General features: G+C 47.8%; 17 protein-coding genes, 1 pseudogene and 1 other annotated feature. Of the genes and pseudogenes, 8 read left to right on the plus strand and 10 right to left on the minus strand.

Annotated features, from left to right (window positions below; genetic code table 11):
* Nucleotides 1-332: 332 nt before the first annotated feature.
* Nucleotides 333-572: a hypothetical protein gene (locus tag ABH897_RS00935; protein WP_081473730.1), complete on the plus strand. Its 240-nt coding sequence runs from the start codon at nt 333-335 to the stop codon at nt 570-572.
* 126 nt (nt 573-698) lie between these two features.
* On the opposite strand, the gene ABH897_RS00940 is transcribed toward ABH897_RS00935, so the two are convergent.
* The gene (locus ABH897_RS00940) at nt 699-851 is read right to left on the minus strand and encodes a hypothetical protein (protein ID WP_283655690.1); all 153 of its coding nucleotides are present in this window, start codon (nt 849-851) and stop codon (nt 699-701) included.
* Between the two features lie 138 nt (nt 852-989).
* Here ABH897_RS00940 and ABH897_RS00945 point away from each other — a divergent pair, with 138 nt between their 5' ends.
* Entirely contained in the window at nt 990-1961 is a 972-nt protein-coding gene (locus ABH897_RS00945; RefSeq protein ID WP_404590985.1) for a flagellar motor protein MotB, read from the plus strand.
* Between the two features lie 43 nt (nt 1962-2004).
* Here ABH897_RS00945 and ABH897_RS00950 read toward each other — a convergent pair whose 3' ends face one another.
* The 3 genes from ABH897_RS00950 to ABH897_RS00960 form a co-directional block, all read right to left on the minus strand.
* Nucleotides 2005-2343 (minus strand): L,D-transpeptidase, encoded by a 339-nt coding sequence (locus ABH897_RS00950; RefSeq protein WP_044644795.1) that lies wholly within the window; start codon nt 2341-2343, stop codon nt 2005-2007.
* A 76-nt stretch (nt 2344-2419) separates the two neighbouring features.
* Nucleotides 2420-3517 (minus strand): ribosome small subunit-dependent GTPase A, encoded by a 1098-nt coding sequence (gene rsgA, locus ABH897_RS00955; RefSeq protein ID WP_283655688.1) that lies wholly within the window; start codon nt 3515-3517, stop codon nt 2420-2422.
* 448 nt (nt 3518-3965) lie between these two features.
* Nucleotides 3966-4562: a DUF2087 domain-containing protein gene (locus ABH897_RS00960; RefSeq protein WP_014281176.1), complete on the minus strand. Its 597-nt coding sequence runs from the start codon at nt 4560-4562 to the stop codon at nt 3966-3968.
* Between the two features lie 315 nt (nt 4563-4877).
* On the opposite strand from ABH897_RS00960, the gene ABH897_RS00965 reads away from it, so the two are divergent.
* The 3 genes from ABH897_RS00965 to ABH897_RS00975 all read left to right on the plus strand — a co-directional run bounded on the left by ABH897_RS00965 (nt 4878) and on the right by ABH897_RS00975 (nt 7031).
* Nucleotides 4878-5849 (plus strand): YpdA family putative bacillithiol disulfide reductase, encoded by a 972-nt coding sequence (locus tag ABH897_RS00965; RefSeq protein WP_283655687.1) that lies wholly within the window; start codon nt 4878-4880, stop codon nt 5847-5849.
* Nucleotides 5850-5871: 22 nt separating this feature from the next.
* Complete coding sequence (locus ABH897_RS00970) at nt 5872-6315, plus strand: DUF441 domain-containing protein (RefSeq protein ID WP_134910013.1); 444 nt, start codon at nt 5872-5874, stop codon at nt 6313-6315.
* Between the two features lie 203 nt (nt 6316-6518).
* The gene (locus tag ABH897_RS00975; RefSeq protein WP_283655686.1) at nt 6519-7031 is read left to right on the plus strand and encodes an ADP-heptose synthase; all 513 of its coding nucleotides are present in this window, start codon (nt 6519-6521) and stop codon (nt 7029-7031) included.
* A 135-nt stretch (nt 7032-7166) separates the two neighbouring features.
* On the opposite strand, the gene ABH897_RS00980 is transcribed toward ABH897_RS00975, so the two are convergent.
* Nucleotides 7167-7469 carry a HesB/YadR/YfhF family protein gene (locus tag ABH897_RS00980; protein WP_014281172.1) on the minus strand — a complete coding sequence of 101 codons (303 nt, stop codon included), beginning with the start codon at nt 7467-7469 and terminating at the stop codon, nt 7167-7169.
* A 588-nt stretch (nt 7470-8057) separates the two neighbouring features.
* Here ABH897_RS00980 and ABH897_RS00985 point away from each other — a divergent pair.
* Together ABH897_RS00985 and ABH897_RS00990 are read left to right on the plus strand one after the other, a co-directional pair.
* Nucleotides 8058-9815, plus strand: coding sequence for an ABC transporter ATP-binding protein (locus ABH897_RS00985; protein ID WP_404590988.1), 1758 nt, complete (start codon nt 8058-8060; stop codon nt 9813-9815).
* The gene (locus ABH897_RS00990) at nt 9815-12007 is read left to right on the plus strand and encodes an ABC transporter ATP-binding protein (protein WP_404590990.1); all 2193 of its coding nucleotides are present in this window, start codon (nt 9815-9817) and stop codon (nt 12005-12007) included. Before ABH897_RS00985 ends, ABH897_RS00990 begins: the two co-directional genes overlap by 1 nt.
* Nucleotides 12008-12117: 110 nt before the next feature.
* On the opposite strand, the gene ABH897_RS00995 is transcribed toward ABH897_RS00990, so the two are convergent.
* From ABH897_RS00995 to ABH897_RS01005, 3 genes and pseudogenes are all read right to left on the minus strand, one after another.
* The gene (locus tag ABH897_RS00995) at nt 12118-13086 is read right to left on the minus strand and encodes an S-layer homology domain-containing protein (protein WP_283655683.1); all 969 of its coding nucleotides are present in this window, start codon (nt 13084-13086) and stop codon (nt 12118-12120) included.
* A gap of 205 nt (nt 13087-13291) precedes the next feature.
* Nucleotides 13292-15015, minus strand: a pseudogene (gene argS / locus ABH897_RS01000) (arginine--tRNA ligase).
* Nucleotides 15016-15075: 60 nt separating this feature from the next.
* Nucleotides 15076-15330: a binding site (T-box leader), on the minus strand.
* A 78-nt stretch (nt 15331-15408) separates the two neighbouring features.
* Complete coding sequence (locus ABH897_RS01005) at nt 15409-15738, minus strand: four-helix bundle copper-binding protein (protein WP_283655681.1); 330 nt, start codon at nt 15736-15738, stop codon at nt 15409-15411.
* A 261-nt stretch (nt 15739-15999) separates the two neighbouring features.
* Between ABH897_RS01005 and ABH897_RS01010 the strand changes: the two genes are divergently transcribed.
* Nucleotides 16000-16515, plus strand: a complete 516-nt coding sequence (locus tag ABH897_RS01010; RefSeq protein ID WP_404519220.1) for a MogA/MoaB family molybdenum cofactor biosynthesis protein — start codon at nt 16000-16002, stop codon at nt 16513-16515.
* A gap of 70 nt (nt 16516-16585) precedes the next feature.
* On the opposite strand, the gene ABH897_RS01015 is transcribed toward ABH897_RS01010, so the two are convergent.
* Both ABH897_RS01015 and ABH897_RS01020 read right to left on the minus strand, forming a co-directional pair.
* Complete coding sequence (locus ABH897_RS01015; protein ID WP_044644931.1) at nt 16586-18049, minus strand: nicotinate phosphoribosyltransferase; 1464 nt, start codon at nt 18047-18049, stop codon at nt 16586-16588.
* A gap of 119 nt (nt 18050-18168) precedes the next feature.
* The gene (locus ABH897_RS01020) at nt 18169-18735 is read right to left on the minus strand and encodes a cysteine hydrolase family protein (RefSeq protein WP_283655679.1); all 567 of its coding nucleotides are present in this window, start codon (nt 18733-18735) and stop codon (nt 18169-18171) included.
* Between the last annotated feature and the right edge of the window lie 37 nt (nt 18736-18772).

An 18772-nucleotide genomic window follows, 5' to 3' on the forward strand; every position in this document is an offset into this window, starting at 1 on the left:
TGAAAATATGGCTATCGTAACTGTAGCATCCGCCTATTAGACTGTCAATTTGTTACAAACTACCCACTCGCACTATAAAATCATGACTTTAGTTGTATTTTTATATCTTAAAAGAGTCATATGAATCAATAAACTATATTTTCAAAGTTTTGTAGAATTCGCATATACGTCATTTTGTCGATGGGTTAAACTAAATTTGATTGTTTACCAGAGTATTGTGAACACTTTGTAAATTTTTCAGACCTTTATGTTTTTATAAGGTGTTTTTAAGGTAATTTTAAGAAACGGGCTCTACAATAAAGTCATGAAATAACTCAAGCGAGGTGATTTTTGTGAGAACATTAATTACATTTCAAAACAAACGTATTCCCGTATACTTCAACCAAGAAAACAAACAACCTGTACAAAAAACATTAAAACTTCTAAGCAACACTTTGGAGAACAAAATCTCCAGAGGCAAGCGTGCCCTTCAAAAATGTCTTAACTCTTTGATCAGTATAGAAATTGTCGGTTGTGAAGCCATCCTGCATAGCGTTAGTGAAAATGATTCATTGGCACTGTCCCTCTACTAAGAGGGACTTTTTTTTGTTCCGAAATCATAGCAAAAAAGAGAGAGTGACTATGCACCCTCTCCGTATCAGCGGCCTTGAAACATGATACATGTAACTAGCCGAACCTATCATTTTATAGCAAACTGCTTATAGTATTCTTTTGCGATAACCTTTTTTTCCGCCTCGTTCCAACTTCTGCGCCTTCTCAATTCGTATTCTAAACAGCTCCACTAAATTAGCGCGTGTATGCTCTTCCCGGCAGTTGTCCAGCTTTTTCAGGATAAAACGGTCAATGGACATATGGCTCAGGCTCCTTTACAACATGCTGCCCCTGCATTCCAAGGGGATGACCAGACTATCCATTTTTAACCATTCCGCTTGTGGTTTAAACATGTAAGCAACCTGTTGGATAAAGTAGGCTGGATATTTTTATACACTTTGTTGTTACTGACAATTCTGTCTGCATGCAGCAGGGAAAAAGCCTCTACCCGCAGTATGGCCCAACATGAGGCTGAGGCCCGCGCCTACACCGTTACCGGCAACCCGAATCAGAATACGTCCTCCCTGGATGAACGAGCTGCCAATCGCACCCCTGTACATCAACAAGGCAGCAGTTATGTCGAAATATCAGGCAATGTAAATATAGACAGAAAAACCGTAAAGGTCACAGGGCGCTCCAACCTCCCCGCCGGAGCGCGGATTAAGGGTAATCTCGCGGTCAAAAACTCCCTGCTCACCGGGTACACGGACGAAGCAACTGTTCAAAAGGACGGAAGCTTTGTACTTCGTGTGCAACGGCCAGGCATACAGGGCAGCATGGATCTGACGGTTTTGTTCCGTCCGGCTGACCAAGACGACCCGATACGCAATCTTTACAGCAGCGGTGGTGAGAAATTGGAAGGGCCCTATGTATATCAATACGAAGAAAAGGAGCAGCTTCGGCAAGAAGTCCGAATTGGCGCCGAGTTTGATCCTGAGCAGGAACAAAGCACCCCGCTGGTTAAGCCTGTCTGGAACAAACCAAAGGATTACGGTAGCCCCAAAGTGTGGATCAAGCCGGATGTGAAGCAGGAAGGCAACTATTATCATGTGTATGCGCGCAGTAATTTACTGGAAGGATCAGATGTCAAGCTTACCATTGATTTCCCGGGACGCTGGCAGTTTGGCTATGACGATCAAACCAAAGTCATGCCTGACGGCTCTATCAGTATGAGGGTCAAAAAACCGAGCCTGGCTAATCGTTACACCATGGTTATAAGCTTCGAACCTAACGAAGACATATGGGCGAATGCGAAACGAGTGTATGGAGCAGGCGGAGAGCATCTTTCCGGCACACTAGTTAAATCCGCGGACGACAAAGAGGGCTCCAAACGGGTTGAAGCCCGTATCCCTATTCAACCCAAATCATAATTGGACAGCACATGGCTTGCAGGGTATTGTAACTTGTCGGTCACTAAGGCTGTATGGTGACCGGCGTGCCAATGCTCACCTTTTCCTGAAGCTCCAGCACATCCTTGTTCTGCATACGTATGCAACCATGCGACACCAGCTTGCCAATGGACCAAGGCGCATTGGTGCCGTGGATGCCATAATGCGGCTTGGACAGCCCCATCCAGAACGCTCCGAAGGGGCCGCCGGGATTGGGCTGTTTGTTGATGATGGTAAATTGTCCGTACGGCGTCTGTGTAGCAATTTTACCAATACCGACCGGATAACTAAGTACAGTCTGATCTCCATCTTTTAAATACAGACGACGATCCGACAAACTCACCACAATACTATAATTCGGCATATACTCACCCCTCTACAGGATATGCCGACCACACCGCAGATTCTCTTGTGATTTTTACAAATAACCTTTCTTCATCTCACCACTCCACATCACGTCTCCAGCCCCTTCGATTACCGACTCGGCCCTGATTTGTGCTTGAACGTTGATCCTTTTTCCGCCGATCTGCTTCTTTACGTGCCTGATACTCCAGCTCCCGCTGCATTTTGCGATAGTTGTTCACTCTGGATTCAGATAGCTCACCACGCTGCACAGCTTCCTCTACCGCACATCCCGCTTCTCCCTGATGCTTGCAGTCTGCAAAACGGCAATTTTGTGCCATTTCCGTAATATCCGCGAAGGTATTGGCGACCCCAGTGGAATCATCCCACAGATTCAGTTCACGCATTCCCGGCGTATCCAGCAGAACGGCTTGCCTCAATATGGGGAACAACTGTCGGTGAGTTGTCGTATGGCGACCCCGGCTGTCCTCTTCCCTCACATCCTGTGTAAGCTGAACTTCGGCCCCGGACAGCCAGTTCACAATTGTTGATTTGCCGCTGCCGGAGGAGCCTGTCAAGGCAACTGTGCGTCCGGGTTGAAGAAACGCCTCCAACTGCTCTCTCCCTTCATTCTGCAAAGCGGAAATAACGATGACAGGCACACCGGGGGCAACCCCCTCCGCTTCTGCCACCCGCTCTTCCACATCGAAACAAAGATCGCTTTTGCTCAACACAACGACCGGATCGACCCCACTGTTCCACGCCATAATTAGATACCGTTCCAGCCTGCGCACATTAAAATCGTGATTCAGTGCATTGACGAGAAAGAGCGTATCTACATTTGTCGCAATCAGCTGCTCCTTCGTCTCAAAGCCGGCAGCCTGCCGGGATATCCGACTTTTACGTGGCAGCACGGCATGAATGACTGCATCCGAGGTTCCATCTGGCACGGTGACAGCCACCCAATCCCCCACAGCCGGCATTTCTGCCGGATCGACAATAGCATGTCTCAGCTTGCCGGAAGCAGCTCCCCAGCGTTCTCCATCCATAGTCATAAGCTTTACTTTTTGACCATAATCGGCAATCAGACGGGCAGGGCGTACCTGTGTATTTTCTGCTCGTTCTTCAAAGCTTTGTTTCCATTGATCCCAAAAGCCGTTCCAGTAATCAGACCAGCCGTATTCATGTATACTCATTGTTTTCCTCCTGTGAATCATCGTTTATTGCTGATGTTTAAAGTTGATGTTTTTTTATTTCCGTGTTACTCGGTGCTTGTAAATGTTCTCTCCCGCGAGCAAAAAACGCAAAAAATCCGCAGGGAAAACCCCTGCGGAGGGTGTATGATTCAGGCCGAGGCTATCCCAAGACCCTAATCATAAAAAAATCCGCAGGGAATCACTCCCTGCGGATTTCATCGGTTCTACTGCTCAACCGAATGCCATGTAAAAACTATACTTATTTCATATAGTCTTCAACTATGCATCATCCGTGCGGGAGACAACGTCATACTGCTGCTGAACCAATCCATTCATGTTCGTACGCATATAACATCGCCTCCTCCTAAAATTTCCTTAATCATACAAGTCCTGAAATCGTCTGTCAAGTCTGCTGCAAACCTTTTTTTAAATCTTTTTCAAGTTGCTTTTAGCGCACTTGATCCCAGCGTGTCCACATCTCACGTGGATTCAATTCATACATTTCACGTTCCCTGTACATAAACTGATGCATAATCAGCTCACGCCGAATCGTCGCAAAGTCCTCATGGTACTGCTTAATCCACTCGTTTAGCTCACGTTCAGGATACACGCGACCCGGCTCCAGCTTTTCTGCCAGCAATTGAAGCACGATCAGCTTCTTCTTGTATTGCGAGGGAATTTGACGCAACTTGCCGTCCTTGGAAAAAAAATTACGCAAGACTGTCGCTTCCAGCGTTTCATTAACCTCTGACATTTCTTCCTCCCCCTCTCCTTTTTCAAAAATAAACCGCACTGTCGCCTCGGCATGCTGCCGGATCAGTTCAGGATTCAGTGTGAAATATACCGTATTCTTATCACGTCGCTCCTTGATTAACCCCGCCTCACGAAGCTTGGAAGCATGATGCGTGACAGTCGGTTGGGATAAATTCAGTTTTTCTGCCAAAGCCTGACCATGCATCTCTCCACGTGACAAGAGCAGCAATATACGCATACGCGTTGGATCAGCAAGCGCTTTATGATAATTGACCATTTTATCCAGTTGCATCGTTAACCCCTCTTTTCATCACTACATACTTTCCGTATATTTACCGTAAAAAATAAACACATCATAATAGATACACATCTAATTATATGTACGTTAAAAATGTATGTCAATCGTATCATTCTTTTACTTCTTTCTGAAAACGGCTGGATATTGTGTACGCATTGCGGTAGGATGATATTACTTGACTTTTGTGCAGAGATTGCATATATTCAATTGTTTCGCCTTTTCAATTTTTTGTGAATTAGCGCATTGAAACTTCTTACATACTACTGCAAAACTGGCGCAACAGACCAATACAACGGGAGGTTCATCGAGATGCACGACGTAGTCATTATCGGAGGCGGGCCTTGCGGGCTGTCCGCTGCAATCGAATGCAGTCGCAGAGGCTTGCAAACCGTCATTATCGAAAAAAGTAACATTGTTCACTCCATTTTTCTGTACCCGACAAACATGCAGTTTTTCAGCACGGCTGAACTGCTGGAAATTGGCGATGTTCCGTTCAGTACGCCTAATGACAAACCTTACCGTCATGAAGCACTGGCGTATTACCGCAAGGTAGCGACACATTATAACCTGAACGTCCGTCATTACGAGGAAGCAAAAACAATCACACGACAGGATGACGCTACATTTACTGTACATACAGTGAGCAAGCAGGGAATAGCCAAAACGTATTCGTCACGCTATGTCGTCGTGGCTACAGGATATTTTGATCATCCGAACTATTTGGGCATTCCCGGGGAACAATTAGATAAAGTTACTCATTATTTCAGTGAAGCCCATCCCTATACCGGTACGCGGGTCGCAATCATCGGCGGCAGCAACTCTGCGGTGGATGCAGCGATGGAACTCGTACGTGTCGGAGCTACAATTGACATGGTGTATCGCAGAACCGAACTGTCTGAATACATTAAGCCGTGGGTTCGTCCACTGTTCGACAGTATGGTGCAAAAAGGGAAAATCACGCTCCATCTGGGCGCCCGCATCACTGAGATTCATCCGGATTATGTAGTGGTCACCCCGTTGGAGACAGCAGCTTTCCGACTCGAAAATGATTTTGTACTGGCACTCACCGGGTTTCACCCGGAACGGAAGCTGCTGGAGTCTGTGGGTGTCCACATGGCCGAGGATCTGGACAAACCGGAATATGATCCTTCCACGATGGAGACCAATATACCGGGTATATATGTGGCGGGTGTCATCGCTTCAGGCAGCAACGCCAATGAGGTGTTCATTGAAACAGGCCGCTGGCACGGTCGCCAAATCGCTGAGCATATTCAAAGCTAAATGAACTAAGGAGAACGCATATATGGATTACAGTTCACTCATACTGCTGGTACTGGCTGGTCTTGGAATTGTCAGCGGCAATTCCACCGTCACCATTGCCATGGTAGTACTACTGCTACTTCGGGTAACCCATTTTCATACTGCTTTCCCCTGGCTTGAAAAGTATGGATTGACGATCGGGATCATCATTCTAACCATTGGTGTGATGACCCCACTGGCCAGCGGTAAAATCAGCATTAGCCAGGTGATGGAGTCCTTCCTTCACTGGAAGTCGCTGCTCGCTATTGCCATTGGCATCCTGGTAGCCTACCTTGGCGGCCGCGGAGTAACCCTGATGTCCGGGCAGCCCATCATTGTGACGGGTTTGCTTATCGGAACTGTAATTGGTGTCGCCTTCTTCAAAGGCGTTCCTGTAGGACCGCTCATCGCCGCTGGGCTGCTGTCGCTGTTAATTGGACGCACTTAGGCTTTCCCACGTATCCTTTGTCTGGCCGCTGGCAGATGCTATCTATAAAAAAACGTATTTGACCAGCGGCAGACATAAGATTGAAAAAGGCAGTCAACGTAAAAAACGAATGAACCGGAGCAATCTGCATGAAGGGCTGAATTCAGTCCCGCTTTGTGTTATACTCTTATCGCATAATTTGGTAAATGCAGGAGGCTTGACCGATGTCCCGACAATTTGTAACGGAAGCTGTAATGGTTGCCATATATGGCCAACTGCTTACAACTCCCGCCCCTGTGGAATATATAGTGCCTTACACATCGTTGCTGGAGCTATACGAATTTCAGGATAGCACGGAACCGCTCATGGAAAATGCTGTTGACGATCAGCATGTGAAGCGAAAGGTAAGCGAACTGATCAGCTATTTTGAGGAGCCTTTGAATCAGAAAAAAATTCGGCGCGCGCTTCAGATGCCTTGGGCCAAAAGCTTGCCCATCCTGTTCGACGCCAACACCTCGCTGATCGTCATTAATGCCGTCGATACTGCGCATTACGGAGAATATTTTGATCCAATCGAGACTGAATTGGTACTAACAGCCCAGCGTGAAGAATTACCCATTTTGACTGATCAACTGGACTGGATTCACCGCATTATTGAAGCTTCCGTTCCTGTACATGTGTACGACATAGATGATTTTGATTTTGCAGTGGATGGTCCGATGCCTAACAACCCTTAACATGCAGCACGCGCGCCCCAAGGACAACAAAACGGCGGAGTATCACATACAGGTTAATCCCCTGTAATGCGATACTCCGCCGCTTTTTCATGTCCCTAAACGGTTAACCTGCACGCTATTTCTAACGTTAGAGCTTTAAGACTGCTCTTCCTCGGCATACGTGTAAATAATGTCGTCATGTTCCTCCAGATACTTCACTTCCAGATGATGACCCTTCAAATACCAGTAATCCTGATCCTCCATATAAAACGTAATGCCAGCCGCTTCATGTTGTAATACGGGGTGCTGCGGAGGCTCTACGGCAATTCCCAGAGAAAAGCCCGGATGTAACCCACCGCCGGAACTATAGCGGGCAAAAAAACGGATCGTATCTCCACGGTTCAGACCAAGCTCCTTGATGTACCACTGTGCCGCTGGTTCAGTTACCTGTATGCTCATGCGTTAGCTCATCTCCTTGTACAATTACATCCTGTTAACTATATCATAGCATGATTTAGAATGACCACCAACCGCCCCTTACTCAAGTGAAAATCTCCAGCGAGCGATATACATTTTTTTGAAAAAGGTTTGACAATTCGCAAAAGACGGTGTTAAGATTCAACCATACGAGATCCATTTTGAAATTAATTACCAAATTGAACGATTACTCATGTTCAGAATGAATCCAATTCGAAGAAGAAAGGAGTGTTACCGGTGCTAAACATTCATCTCGCCTTTTACCCAACTTTACAAACACAACAACTTCATACCGGAGCATCTCCCCTGACGCATCCTTCAGAATTGGGCCATTCACGTTGTATGGTTTAATACGAGTGGCTGCCTGCGTTTGAGCAGTTTTTCAGTGGTGAGTGTGCTGAAAACATCTGCGCGCCATATGATATTGAGATTTAAGGCATATCGTCTGCGGACGGTATGCCTTTTTTGCGCCTGTTACCGGATTGAAGCTAGTGGTAGCAAGCCTTATTGTTTATTCAAAATGGCACAACAACTCTCGCATGAGCTTTTCATGAAAGGATGGGATTCCTCTTGTTTTCGGTACTCAAAAATTTAAGCTGGTTTTTTAAAAGAGAACGAAGCCGGTACTCGATTGGGCTGTTTTTGCTGATCGCCGTTGGCGTGCTGGAGCTTGCTCCGCCTCGGCTGCTAGGTAGCGCTATTGATGAGATCGTACGCGGTTCAATTTCATGGTCCTCGCTCTGGCATTATATTTTTTATATTTTAGGCATTCTTGCCGTCATCTACTACATTACGTACATATGGATGCACAAGCTGTTTGGGGGTGCCAATCTGGTGGAGCGCCTGTTGCGCACACGCTTTATGAACCATCTGCTGCGGATGACACCTCCATTTTTTGAACGCAATCGTACTGGTGACCTGATGGCTCGTGCTACGAACGACCTTCGCTCTGTCGCTAGTACTGCGGGCTTTGGCATGCTGACGCTAACTGACTCTACAGTTTACCTGAGCGTCGTGCTGGTCGCCATGGGTACCCTGATTAGCTGGAAGCTGACACTGGCGGCGGTCCTGCCGCTGCCATTCATCGCACTGGCAATGAGCATTTATGGCAAAGCCGTTCACGAGCGCTACACGCTGGCACAGGATGCATTTGGCGATATGAACGACCAGGTGCTGGAATCCGTGGCAGGTATCCGGGTTATTCGCGCCTATGTACAGGAAAGGATGGATGAAAAACGGTTCGCCGATATTACCGATGACGTATTTCGCAAAAATCTGGCGGTCGCCCGGATGGACGCTCTCTTCGAACCGACGATTCGCTTATGCGTAGGACTTAGCTATGTTATCGGGCTCGGATATGGTATTTATCTGGTATTTCATAACGATATCACACTGGGCGAGCTGGTATCCTTTAACATGTATCTGGGGATGATGATTTGGCCGATGTTTGCCATTGGCGAACTGATCAACATTATGCAGCGCGGTAGCGCTTCCCTCGATCGGGTAAACGAAACTCTCCATGTGGAGCCGGACGTACAAGATGCAGCTCAGCCTGTAACGGTTAACCACCCCGAGTCCATTACGATGAAAGATGTTACCTTCCGTTATCCAACCTCATCTGTTGACAATCTGTTACATGTGAATTTGGAGCTGAAACGTGGAGAAACGCTAGGTGTCGTCGGCCGAACAGGCAGCGGGAAATCCACCCTGCTCAAACAGCTACTGCATGAATACCCGACGGGTAGCGGTGACATTTTAATCTCTGGCACTCGGCTGGAGGACATTGCTGTTGAACAACTGCACAGCTGGATCGGCTACGTGCCACAGGAGCAAATTCTGTTCTCCAAATCAGTGCGTGAGAACATTCAGTTCGGTAAACCGCGTGCAGATGATGACGATATCATGGAAGCGATCCGTACCGCAGCTTTCGATCAGGATTTAGGCACCCTGTCCGATGGACTGGACACACTCGTCGGAGAAAAAGGCATAGCCCTGTCCGGCGGGCAGAAGCAACGTGTTTCGCTGGCACGCGCCTTTATCGGCGATCCGGATATTCTGGTGCTAGACGATGCACTGTCCGCGGTTGATGCTCGAACAGAAGCACGTATTATTGATAATATCCGGCGTAAACGCTCGGGTAAAACAACTCTGATCTCCACTCACCGTCTCTCGGCTGTAGAACATGCAGACCGGATCGTCGTGCTGGAGCAAGGACGCATTATTGAGGAAGGAACCCACAACGAGCTGCTTCAGGCGGATGGATGGTACCGTCAACAATATGAACGGCAGCAAGTGGAATCTGTTCTGACCTCAGGGGAGGTTTCCTAATGAAATCCAACATCGGCAAAAGGCTATTCCAGTATGCCCTGACGAGCAAAGCTGGCTTTATCGCGGCACTCATCGCATTGACTATCGGGGTAGCCGCCGAGCTGGCCGGACCCTTCATCGCCAAAACGATGATCGACGACCATATGCTCGCTATTGAAAAACCATTTTACGAGACAACTAGCGTGGACAGCACCGTAAGCTATGCCGGAACCCATTTCAAGCGTAAAGACCGCTTTGAGGCCGGGGAGGCCAAAGGGCGTGAAGCGAGGATTTTACAAGTCGGCAAATCCTTCGTATTTATTGATGGTACGGTGCGGGTGGCTGACGGTAACCGCTCCTTTGCGAACGGCACGCTGACGGTGACACGCGGCTCCGACACCTTTCGCTATGATGCCAAGGCTTTGACAGCCGATGAGCTGTATAGCTTTTACAAACCGGAAATGCCCGGTATCTTTCAACTGATTGGCTGGTATTGCTTCTTTCTGGTCATTTCGATCTTTGCCGAATTTGGCAAAACGTACTGGCTGCAATCCTCGGCCAACAAGGTCATTCAAAAGCTTCGGCTTGACCTCTACGCACACATTCAACGATTGCCAGTTTACTTTTTTGACAATCTGCCCGCAGGTAAGGTCGTATCCCGTGTTACGAATGACACAGAAGCGGTAAAAGATTTATTCGTGGCCGTACTGTCGAACTTCACTTCAGGTATTGTGACGATGGCCGGTGTATATGTCGCACTCTTTTTGCTGGACTTCAGACTGGGTCTGATCTCTCTGTTCATTGTACCGCTGCTGATCTTGTGGATTGTGCTGTACCGCAAGGTCGCCACCCGCTTTAATACGATCATTCGGTCCCGGCTCAGTGAGATTAATGCGATTATCAATGAATCTATTCAAGGGATGTCCATTATTCGTGTGTTCCGGCACCAGAAACAAACGCAACATGAGTTTGAAGAACTGAACGATGATTATATGAAGCATCAGAATAAAATGCTGAATTTGAACGCCTTCACTTCACACAATCTGGTCAATGTGCTGAGAAATCTTGCCTTTGCCGTCGTGTTGTGGTATTTCGGAGCAGAGGCGCTTGGCACGACAGGCAGTGCTGTATCACTAGGCGTACTATACGCCTTCGTCGATGTACTGGGACGACTGTTCCAACCGATGACTGGTATGGTCAACCAGCTTGCGGTGCTGGATACATCAATCGTATCCTCTGGACGGGTATTTGAACTGATGGATGAAACCGGAGAACAGGTAACAGACGGCACGATGCCGCGTTACAAAGGTCTGGTGAAGTTCGACGACGTAACCTTTGCCTACAAAAAGGATGCTGTCCTTAAGCATATTTCCTTTACTGCACATCCCGGCCAAACGGTTGCACTCGTCGGACATACCGGATCCGGAAAAAGCTCAATTATTAACCTGCTGTTCCGGTTTTATGATCCGCAAAAAGGAACGATCACCATTGACGGAACCTCTGTCAAGGACATTCCAAAGCAGTGGCTACGCCATCATATGGGTATCGTTCTTCAAGATCCATATTTGTTTACAGGTACAGTAGCCTCCAATGTCAGTCTGGGAGACAGCCGGATTACCAGAGAACAGGTGAACAAAGCACTGTGTGATGTCGGGGCTGACAAACTGCTGGCCCATTTGCCGCAAGGCTTTGACGAGCCAGTGATCGAAAAAGGAAGTACTTTATCAGCCGGGCAGCGTCAGCTCATTTCCTTCGCCCGTGCGTTGGCCTTTGATCCGGCGATTCTGATTCTCGATGAAGCTACCGCCAATATTGATACCGAAACCGAGGCGCTTATCCAATCTGCGCTGGAGGTGCTCAAGAAAGGGCGTACTACCTTCATCATTGCTCACCGTTTGTCGACCATCCGCAGTGCGGACCAAATTCTGGTGCTGCATCGGGGCGAGATTGTCGAACGCGGTAACCATGACGAACTCATGGCTCAGGGCGGTCGTTACTTCCAGATGTATCAGCTCCAGTCAGGAACGGCGGGAACAGATACAAATCCATCCTCTAGTGCATCGTCGGAACAAGAAACTTTACTTGCAGAGAAAACTGCTGTAGCAGCAGGAGCTGCCACTTCTGGAAAAGCCGATACCCGAGCAGGTACCAGCTCCTTGCAGAAACCGGGCACAGGTCAAAACGGACCCGGCTTGGCTGGAGGAAGCGCATAAAGTAAGCACACAAAGCATGCATAAAAAAACAGCAAGTCTCCGGATAAATACAATGGAGACTTGCTGTTTTTCTTTTTCTAAATATATGTTTCGTGTGTACGCTACAAGTATTATTGGGCTACCGAGGTGCCTGATCCTGTAGGAGGAAAAACAGTTCCCTCTACCGCCTTAATCGTAACTTTATACTTGCTGTCCACCAGTGTACTTGTGTGGGTATCCGTAATGACCTGGATATTCATTTCCCCCGGCTTTGGACTTGTCAACTTGTAGTAAATCACTGCAGTGGCGTCATCTACGTAGTCGATATGATCCACTTCAATGCCGTAACCGGGATTGGGTGCCTGCAAACGGGTTAATGTTACCTTGTTCTGCTGGTCATTCACCTTCTCTACACTCATACTAATACCATTTTGCTGGCCCGGATCTGAAGGCTCAGCCGGATTTTCTGGAGTGGATTCAATCGGTTTATGATTTTGCACAAATTCGGATGCATTATAGACCATCTCTGCTGCCTCCATTCGGGTTACTTTACGTTCCGGATTAAAGTTGCTCTTTTCATCTAATTTAGCAATTTTGGTCAACAACAGGAACTGAACCCCTTCGCTTGAATCTTGGTCCAGCTTCTTGCCATCCGCAACATTAATGTACATGCGGACTGTTGGATATTCTCCGGTTGCACTAACCGCTTTGTACAGTATATTCGCGAATTGTTCTCTTGTCATCTGAGTACTTGGATCAATATCCGGTGACAAAGGAATTTGGTGTTGAGCCGCAATCCGGTAAGACTTGGCATACCATGCCGAAGACGGAATATTGGCGAATGAACCCGTCGTGAAATCCGGCATAACTTGAAGATCCATCGCATTAACGACCATATGCACCCCTTGTGCATACGTAAGTGATTGATCAGGCGCAAACTTATCCTTCGTGATGCCCTGAATAATACCTTTGTTCTGAAGCGAACTTACAATCTTCTCCTGCTCTGTTCCTTTTATATCACGAAATGCCGAAGCTGACGTAGCCACTGCCAACGAACAGATCACCAGCAAAGCTGCTGTCACACTTTTGTTTTTTTTCATGAGATGCACCTCCATATTTACTATGTTTCTTCTATACTTATCGACGCAATACTATCAACAAATGTTTCAGATACTCAAAAATTGATTGTAAAAAAAGCCTACGATACTTACAGTTAGTGTAACCCGTTTAACTCTTTTCTGCTCACGTCCTAGGCTATATTCTAAGGATACTCACTTTGCGGGCACTCTTCCTCAGGCCATTTGGCTACATCCGATAGGGTGCTTTCAGGCCAAGAAGATGCAGCGTATGTGCCAAAATATCAGCAGTTTGTCCAGCCAACTGAATGCGCCACGGCCCACCATCGACAATCCGCTCCTTGGCGTAAAAGCGGTTGAACGCCTGCGCCGTATCCAGCGCAAACCTCGCGATAACCGAAGGTTCCAGTTGCCGAGCCGCACGTTCCAGTTGTCCCTGATAACGAACCAGTTGCTTAAGCAGTGCCCAGCCTGCATCCCCCAGCATTTCATCCGATGCATCGGTGAAATCAGATACTGGATGTTCCCTCATAGGAACGTCGATACCAGAACCATCCACCGTACCGGCGCCAGCATAAGCTTTTTCCAAAAGACTGCGTATACGTGCATGTGTGTATTGTACATAAGGACCTGTCTCACCTTCAAAGGTTAACGCGTCTTCCAGTGAGAAATCCACTTCGTTCAGGCGGTTATTTTTTAAGTCGCCAAAAATGATCGCCCCGATGCCGACGTCCTCGGCTATTTCCTGTTGATCCTGTAAATTGGGATTCTTCTGGGTGATGATAGTTAGAGCGCGGGCCACCGCTTCATCCAGCCCTCCTCCAGCTTCACGACCTTGCCGCGTCTTGTGGACATTTTTTTACCTGCAAAACGCATCAGACCAAACGGCACGTGCTCACACTGCTCCGCCCACGTCTCCCCTGCACGCTTTAGCACCTCAAACACCTGCCGGAAATGCAACTGCTGCTCTCCACCTACCACGTACAGCAACCGATCAGCTTTCATCACCTCATGACGGTAGAACGCCGTAGCCAAATCACGGGTCGGATAGATGGTAGTCCCATCCTTTTTCAAAATCAGACAAGGCGGCAGCCCTTCATCCTCCAGACGCACCACAAGCGCACCGTCACTTTCTTCCAGCAAACCTTTCGTCCTTAATCGGGCAACAACCGCCTGCATTTTATTATTGTAAAAGCTCTCTCCCAGTACATGATCAAATGTAAGGTTCAGACGCTGGTACATGCGATCAAATTCACGCAGGCTGACTTCAACAAAAAACTCCCATAGCTGCTGAGCCTCGGTATCTCCATGCTCCAGACGGCGGAACCATTCTCGACCTTCGTCCTCCAAAGATGGGTCATGCTCGGCTTCCTCATGAAAACGCACGTACAGCTTAAGTGACTCTCCAATCGGATCTTGCTGTAGCTGCTCTTCATTTCCCCATCTTTTATAAGCCGCAATTTGCTTACCAAACTGTGTTCCCCAATCCCCCAAATGATTCACACTAACCGGAACATACCCCGTTTCCCCGAGAATGCGGTACAGTGCAGCACCGATGACAGTAGAACGAAGATGGCCGATACCAAACGGTTTGGCAATATTGGGCGAAGACATATCAATCACTACCCGCTGTCCGTGTCCGAGATCTGGCTTGAAAAATTCGGGTTTGCTCAATTCAGCCAGCATCAGTGGAATATGAATGGAACGCCCCAGTGTTATATTGACATAGGCTCCTGATGCCGAAGCAGTCAGTCCTTCCTTACGGGTTATGGCCTCCGCCAGTTCCAACGCAATTTGCTGCGGAGCCTTCCTAAACTTTTTAGCCAGCAAAAAACAGGGAAACGCTACATCCCCCCATTCCGGTTGTGGCGGTACCTCCAATAAAGAGGAAATCTCCTTTTCCTCCAAGCCCGTATGGGCAGAAATAGCCTGAGTAGCGATCGATAACAGCATGGCTTTCTCTCCTTTTTTTCATTAGAATCTAACAAAAAAAGCTCCCGCCTCTTGAATTATTCAAGAGACGAGAACTTCAATATCCCCGCGGTACCACTCTTCGTAAATCGGATTGTGCAATGAACTATGCATAATCGCCGATTTCACTCCAATGACAAATAACGGTGTCTGCCGGGCTGAACTACTAACGGAACTCCGTGTTGGAACAACCGTCTCCCGGGTGCGCTTCACGTTGGGCCTCATACCGGCTTCCACCTTTTCCGGCTCGCTGTAATGATATGGCTCCCCTGCTACTCTCCCGTTCCAAGACGTTAATTCCCATCATTATACAAACCTATCCTGTAGAAAGCAATGTTTTATTTTCTGTTCAGGCGCTGGCTCGATTATATGTAATTACACAGCCACCATTTGGCGGCATGCCTGAACACAACGGCGGCAGGCTGCTGCACATTGCTTGCAATGCTCATGAGCGTGCTTACCGCATTCAGCAGCACATACTTCACAAGCTTTGGCACACAGCTCACAAATTTGCTCGGCAAATTCCGTTCCGCGTTCCAACATTTGAGCAGCAAACCCGCATATTTCTGCACATTCCCGGCTCACTCGAATACACTCGCGCAGCATAGCCAAATCATATTCCTTCAAGCTCGCCACGTAACAGACGTTGCAAGCGTTCATACATTCCAGGCAAGCATCCACGCATTGTTGGTATGAATGTTTCATAATACATTACCTCCCTGTTGTTGACCCTGCTGTATTATTACCCGTCGACAATTGAGATTAATCAACCGTTGTTCACGCTTTCAACTTGACCAAACAAAAAATCCCGGCTTATGTAAGGAAGTGTACTATATTCCATCCCATCCGTGCAAGGGGATAAATCACACAACTCCCTAATGCCTGCTCCTGACTTGCACACCGACAATCATTCCTCTATTGTAAAAAGAGTATGTCTAACCATAGATCGAGGAGTGAGCATTGCAAATGAATATATCTTCTGTAGAGGAGCATCGACGGGAGGCCCCACAGCAGGTTAGCTGCATGGTTGTAACCGTCTCCGACACCCGCACCGTGGAAACAGATACCGGAGGACGTCTACTGGTGGATCTGTTGGAAACGAACGGCTATCAGGTGGCCCGATATGTTATCGTCAAAGACGACTATGATGGCATCCGGCAACTGGTATCCGAAGCCGCGGAACGCGATGACATTGAGGCTGTTCTTCTGACAGGCGGCACCGGTATTTCCCCGCGTGATACAACGTATGAAGCCGTATCCTCTCTGCTGGATAAGGAACTGCCCGGATTCGGGGAAATCTTCCGTTATTTAAGCTTTGCCGAGGATATTGGTTCTGCAGCGATATTGAGTCGTGCTGTAGCTGGCACTGTCGACCGGACAGCCGTATTTTCTATGCCAGGCTCACGTGGAGCCGTCCGTTTGGCGGTGGAGCGCATTATTATACCTGAGCTGCGGCATGTCATGAGGGAAATTTACAAATAACACACAGATTTTCCTCTTATGCTCTGAAACACAAAGAGGCACCCCATTATTTGCAGGGTGCCTCTTAAAACTATTCCTTTTCTTCCACTTCTGGCTGCATATAGCTGTCGATCAGCTTTTGTTTCAGCCCCCATACCTTTTCACTGAGATTTACACGGTAAATTTCCGGGTTCATTTTCCGCAAATATTCCGGCCAGAACAGTTGCAGCTGGGAAGTATGGTATGCGCGAATTTCATCCAGCCCGGGAAGTTCATACACTTTCTGCCCATTTACGAAAATAGGCTCCAGCATCGGAACTGCCTCGTAATTTTCCACATACTTCTTCATGTACGGATGCAACGGGTTAAAGAGTTTCAGCCGCTTTCCATTGCGCGGACGGTCTTCGTCCGGAAAAGAAATATAATCGGCGACAGCTCTCCCTTTCTTCTTATCTATAATACGATATACATCCTTCTTACCCGGTGTGGATACCTTTTCCGGGTTGCCCGAAATTTTAATCGTCGGCAGCATTTCTCCTTCTACTTCCCGTTCGACTAGCTTGTAAACCCCGCCCAATGAAGGTTGATCCGAAGCTGTAATGAGCTGTGTCCCCACACCCCATACATCGATACGCGCGCCTTGGGCCTTTAAGTTAAAAATTGTATTTTCATCCAAATCATTAGAGGCTACAATTTGTACGTAATCCAGCCCTTCGGCATCTAGCATTTCCCGAGCCTGAATGGATAAATAAGCCAAGTCACCACTATCCAGCCGGATCGAATTCATCCGTTTACCCTGACTCTCCAGCATCTTCGCTGTCCGAATCGCATGGGGAACGCCGCTCTCCAGCGTATCAAAGGTATCTACCAGCAGTGTGACCTGATCCGGTAAAACCTTCGCATACACGTCAAAAGCCTCCTGCTCGCTCATAAAGGTCTGCACCCATGAATGAGCATGTGTTCCCTTCGTCGGAATACCAAAATGCTCACCTGCCAGCATATTAGATGTCGCGTCAAAGCCCGCTACATAAGCAGCCCGTGCTCCCCAAATCGCCGCATCTGCTTCCTGCGCCCGTCGTGTGCCAAATTCCAGCAGCGTATCGCCGCTTGCCACCTGCTTGATGCGAGACGCCTTTGTCGCAATCAGTGTCTGGTAGTTCATAAAATTCAGCAATGCTGTCTCGACCAGCTGTGTTTCCATAATCGTTCCTTCGACACGTACCAGAGGCTCATTCGGGAAAACAAGTGCCCCTTCTTTCATTGAATGAACGGTTCCACCAAACCTAAACTGGCGCAATGCCTCCAGAAACATAGGATCATACTTCTCCTCTTGCTCTGAAAGGTAACGGATATCCTCTTCTGTAAAGCGCAGATTTGCAATGTAATTCACAATGCGTTCCAGACCTGCAAACACCGCATATCCGTTGCCAAAGGGCAACTTGCGAAAATATGCCTCAAACACAGCTTTTCGCTGGTGACTTCCGTTCACCCAATGGGCATACATCATATTAATCTGATATTTATCTGTATGTAATGCGAGGCTCGTTGACTGCATCATAATCATCCTCTCTGACTGTCCCCGGTTTTGCAGCGACGTACCGCCTCATCCATCTGGATTCAGCAATATCCGACTCCATTCTGTTATCGGATATGGGTGCACAATCGTTAAGTTATTTACTTCTTCTGGCGTAAAATCGTATCCTCAGCCGACCATACGGCGGCTCCAAGACTGCCCTGAAAATGACCCAAAGCCCAATCATGTCCGGCCTGATTAAAGCTGGCCACAGCGTCCTTGTATACCGTAATCGCAAATCCTTTGTTATAAGCGTCTACAGCCGTATGCAGTACACAAATATCCGTGCATACACCGATCAAATGAACTTCTGTAATACTACGTTCGCGCAGCCTGAGTTCCAGGTCCGTGCCAGCGAAGGCGCTGTATCGTGTTTTATCCATCCAATAGATGGAATCACTCTGATTGGCATAGAGGTTATGGAGCTTGCCATACAAATCTCGTCCCCCGGTTCCACGAATATTATGCGGAGGAAACAGTTTGCTTTCCGGGTGATAAAGATCATTTTCCTCATGCCGATCCACTGCCATTACGACAAAGTCCCCTTGATCCACATACGCCTGCGTAATGGCTGCCATCCGTTCATCCAGCTCTATTGCCGGTGGTCCAACAGGCAGATTGCCGTCCACAAAATCATTCGTGTAATCAATAACAATCAATGCCTCCATCGTTCAGTCAGCTCCTTCATCCTCAAGTTGGGGAGTG

It is taken from the genome of Paenibacillus sp. RC73, assembly GCF_044908085.1.
Taxonomy (GTDB): Bacteria; Bacillota; Bacilli; order Paenibacillales; family Paenibacillaceae; genus Paenibacillus; species Paenibacillus terrae_A.

Bases quoted from the DNA above. Each gene is read 5' to 3' on its own strand.
- ABH897_RS00940 (WP_283655690.1), bottom strand. From the start codon at position 851: ATGTCCATTGACCGTTTTATCCTGAAAAAGCTGGACAACTGCCGGGAA.
- ABH897_RS00950 (WP_044644795.1), bottom strand. From the start codon at position 2,343: ATGCCGAATTATAGTATTGTGGTGAGTTTGTCGGATCGTCGTCTGTAT.
- rsgA (WP_283655688.1), bottom strand. From the start codon at position 3,517: ATGAGTATACATGAATACGGCTGGTCTGATTACTGGAACGGCTTTTGG.
- ABH897_RS00960 (WP_014281176.1), bottom strand. From the start codon at position 4,562: ATGCAACTGGATAAAATGGTCAATTATCATAAAGCGCTTGCTGATCCA.
- ABH897_RS00965 (WP_283655687.1), top strand. From the start codon at position 4,878: ATGCACGACGTAGTCATTATCGGAGGCGGGCCTTGCGGGCTGTCCGCT.
- ABH897_RS00970 (WP_134910013.1), top strand. From the start codon at position 5,872: ATGGATTACAGTTCACTCATACTGCTGGTACTGGCTGGTCTTGGAATT.
- ABH897_RS00975 (WP_283655686.1), top strand. From the start codon at position 6,519: ATGTCCCGACAATTTGTAACGGAAGCTGTAATGGTTGCCATATATGGC.
- ABH897_RS00980 (WP_014281172.1), bottom strand. From the start codon at position 7,469: ATGAGCATACAGGTAACTGAACCAGCGGCACAGTGGTACATCAAGGAG.
- ABH897_RS00990 (WP_404590990.1), top strand. From the start codon at position 9,815: ATGAAATCCAACATCGGCAAAAGGCTATTCCAGTATGCCCTGACGAGC.
- ABH897_RS00995 (WP_283655683.1), bottom strand. From the start codon at position 13,086: ATGAAAAAAAACAAAAGTGTGACAGCAGCTTTGCTGGTGATCTGTTCG.
- ABH897_RS01005 (WP_283655681.1), bottom strand. From the start codon at position 15,738: ATGAAACATTCATACCAACAATGCGTGGATGCTTGCCTGGAATGTATG.
- ABH897_RS01010 (WP_404519220.1), top strand. From the start codon at position 16,000: ATGAATATATCTTCTGTAGAGGAGCATCGACGGGAGGCCCCACAGCAG.
- ABH897_RS01015 (WP_044644931.1), bottom strand. From the start codon at position 18,049: ATGCAGTCAACGAGCCTCGCATTACATACAGATAAATATCAGATTAAT.
- ABH897_RS01020 (WP_283655679.1), bottom strand. From the start codon at position 18,735: ATGGAGGCATTGATTGTTATTGATTACACGAATGATTTTGTGGACGGC.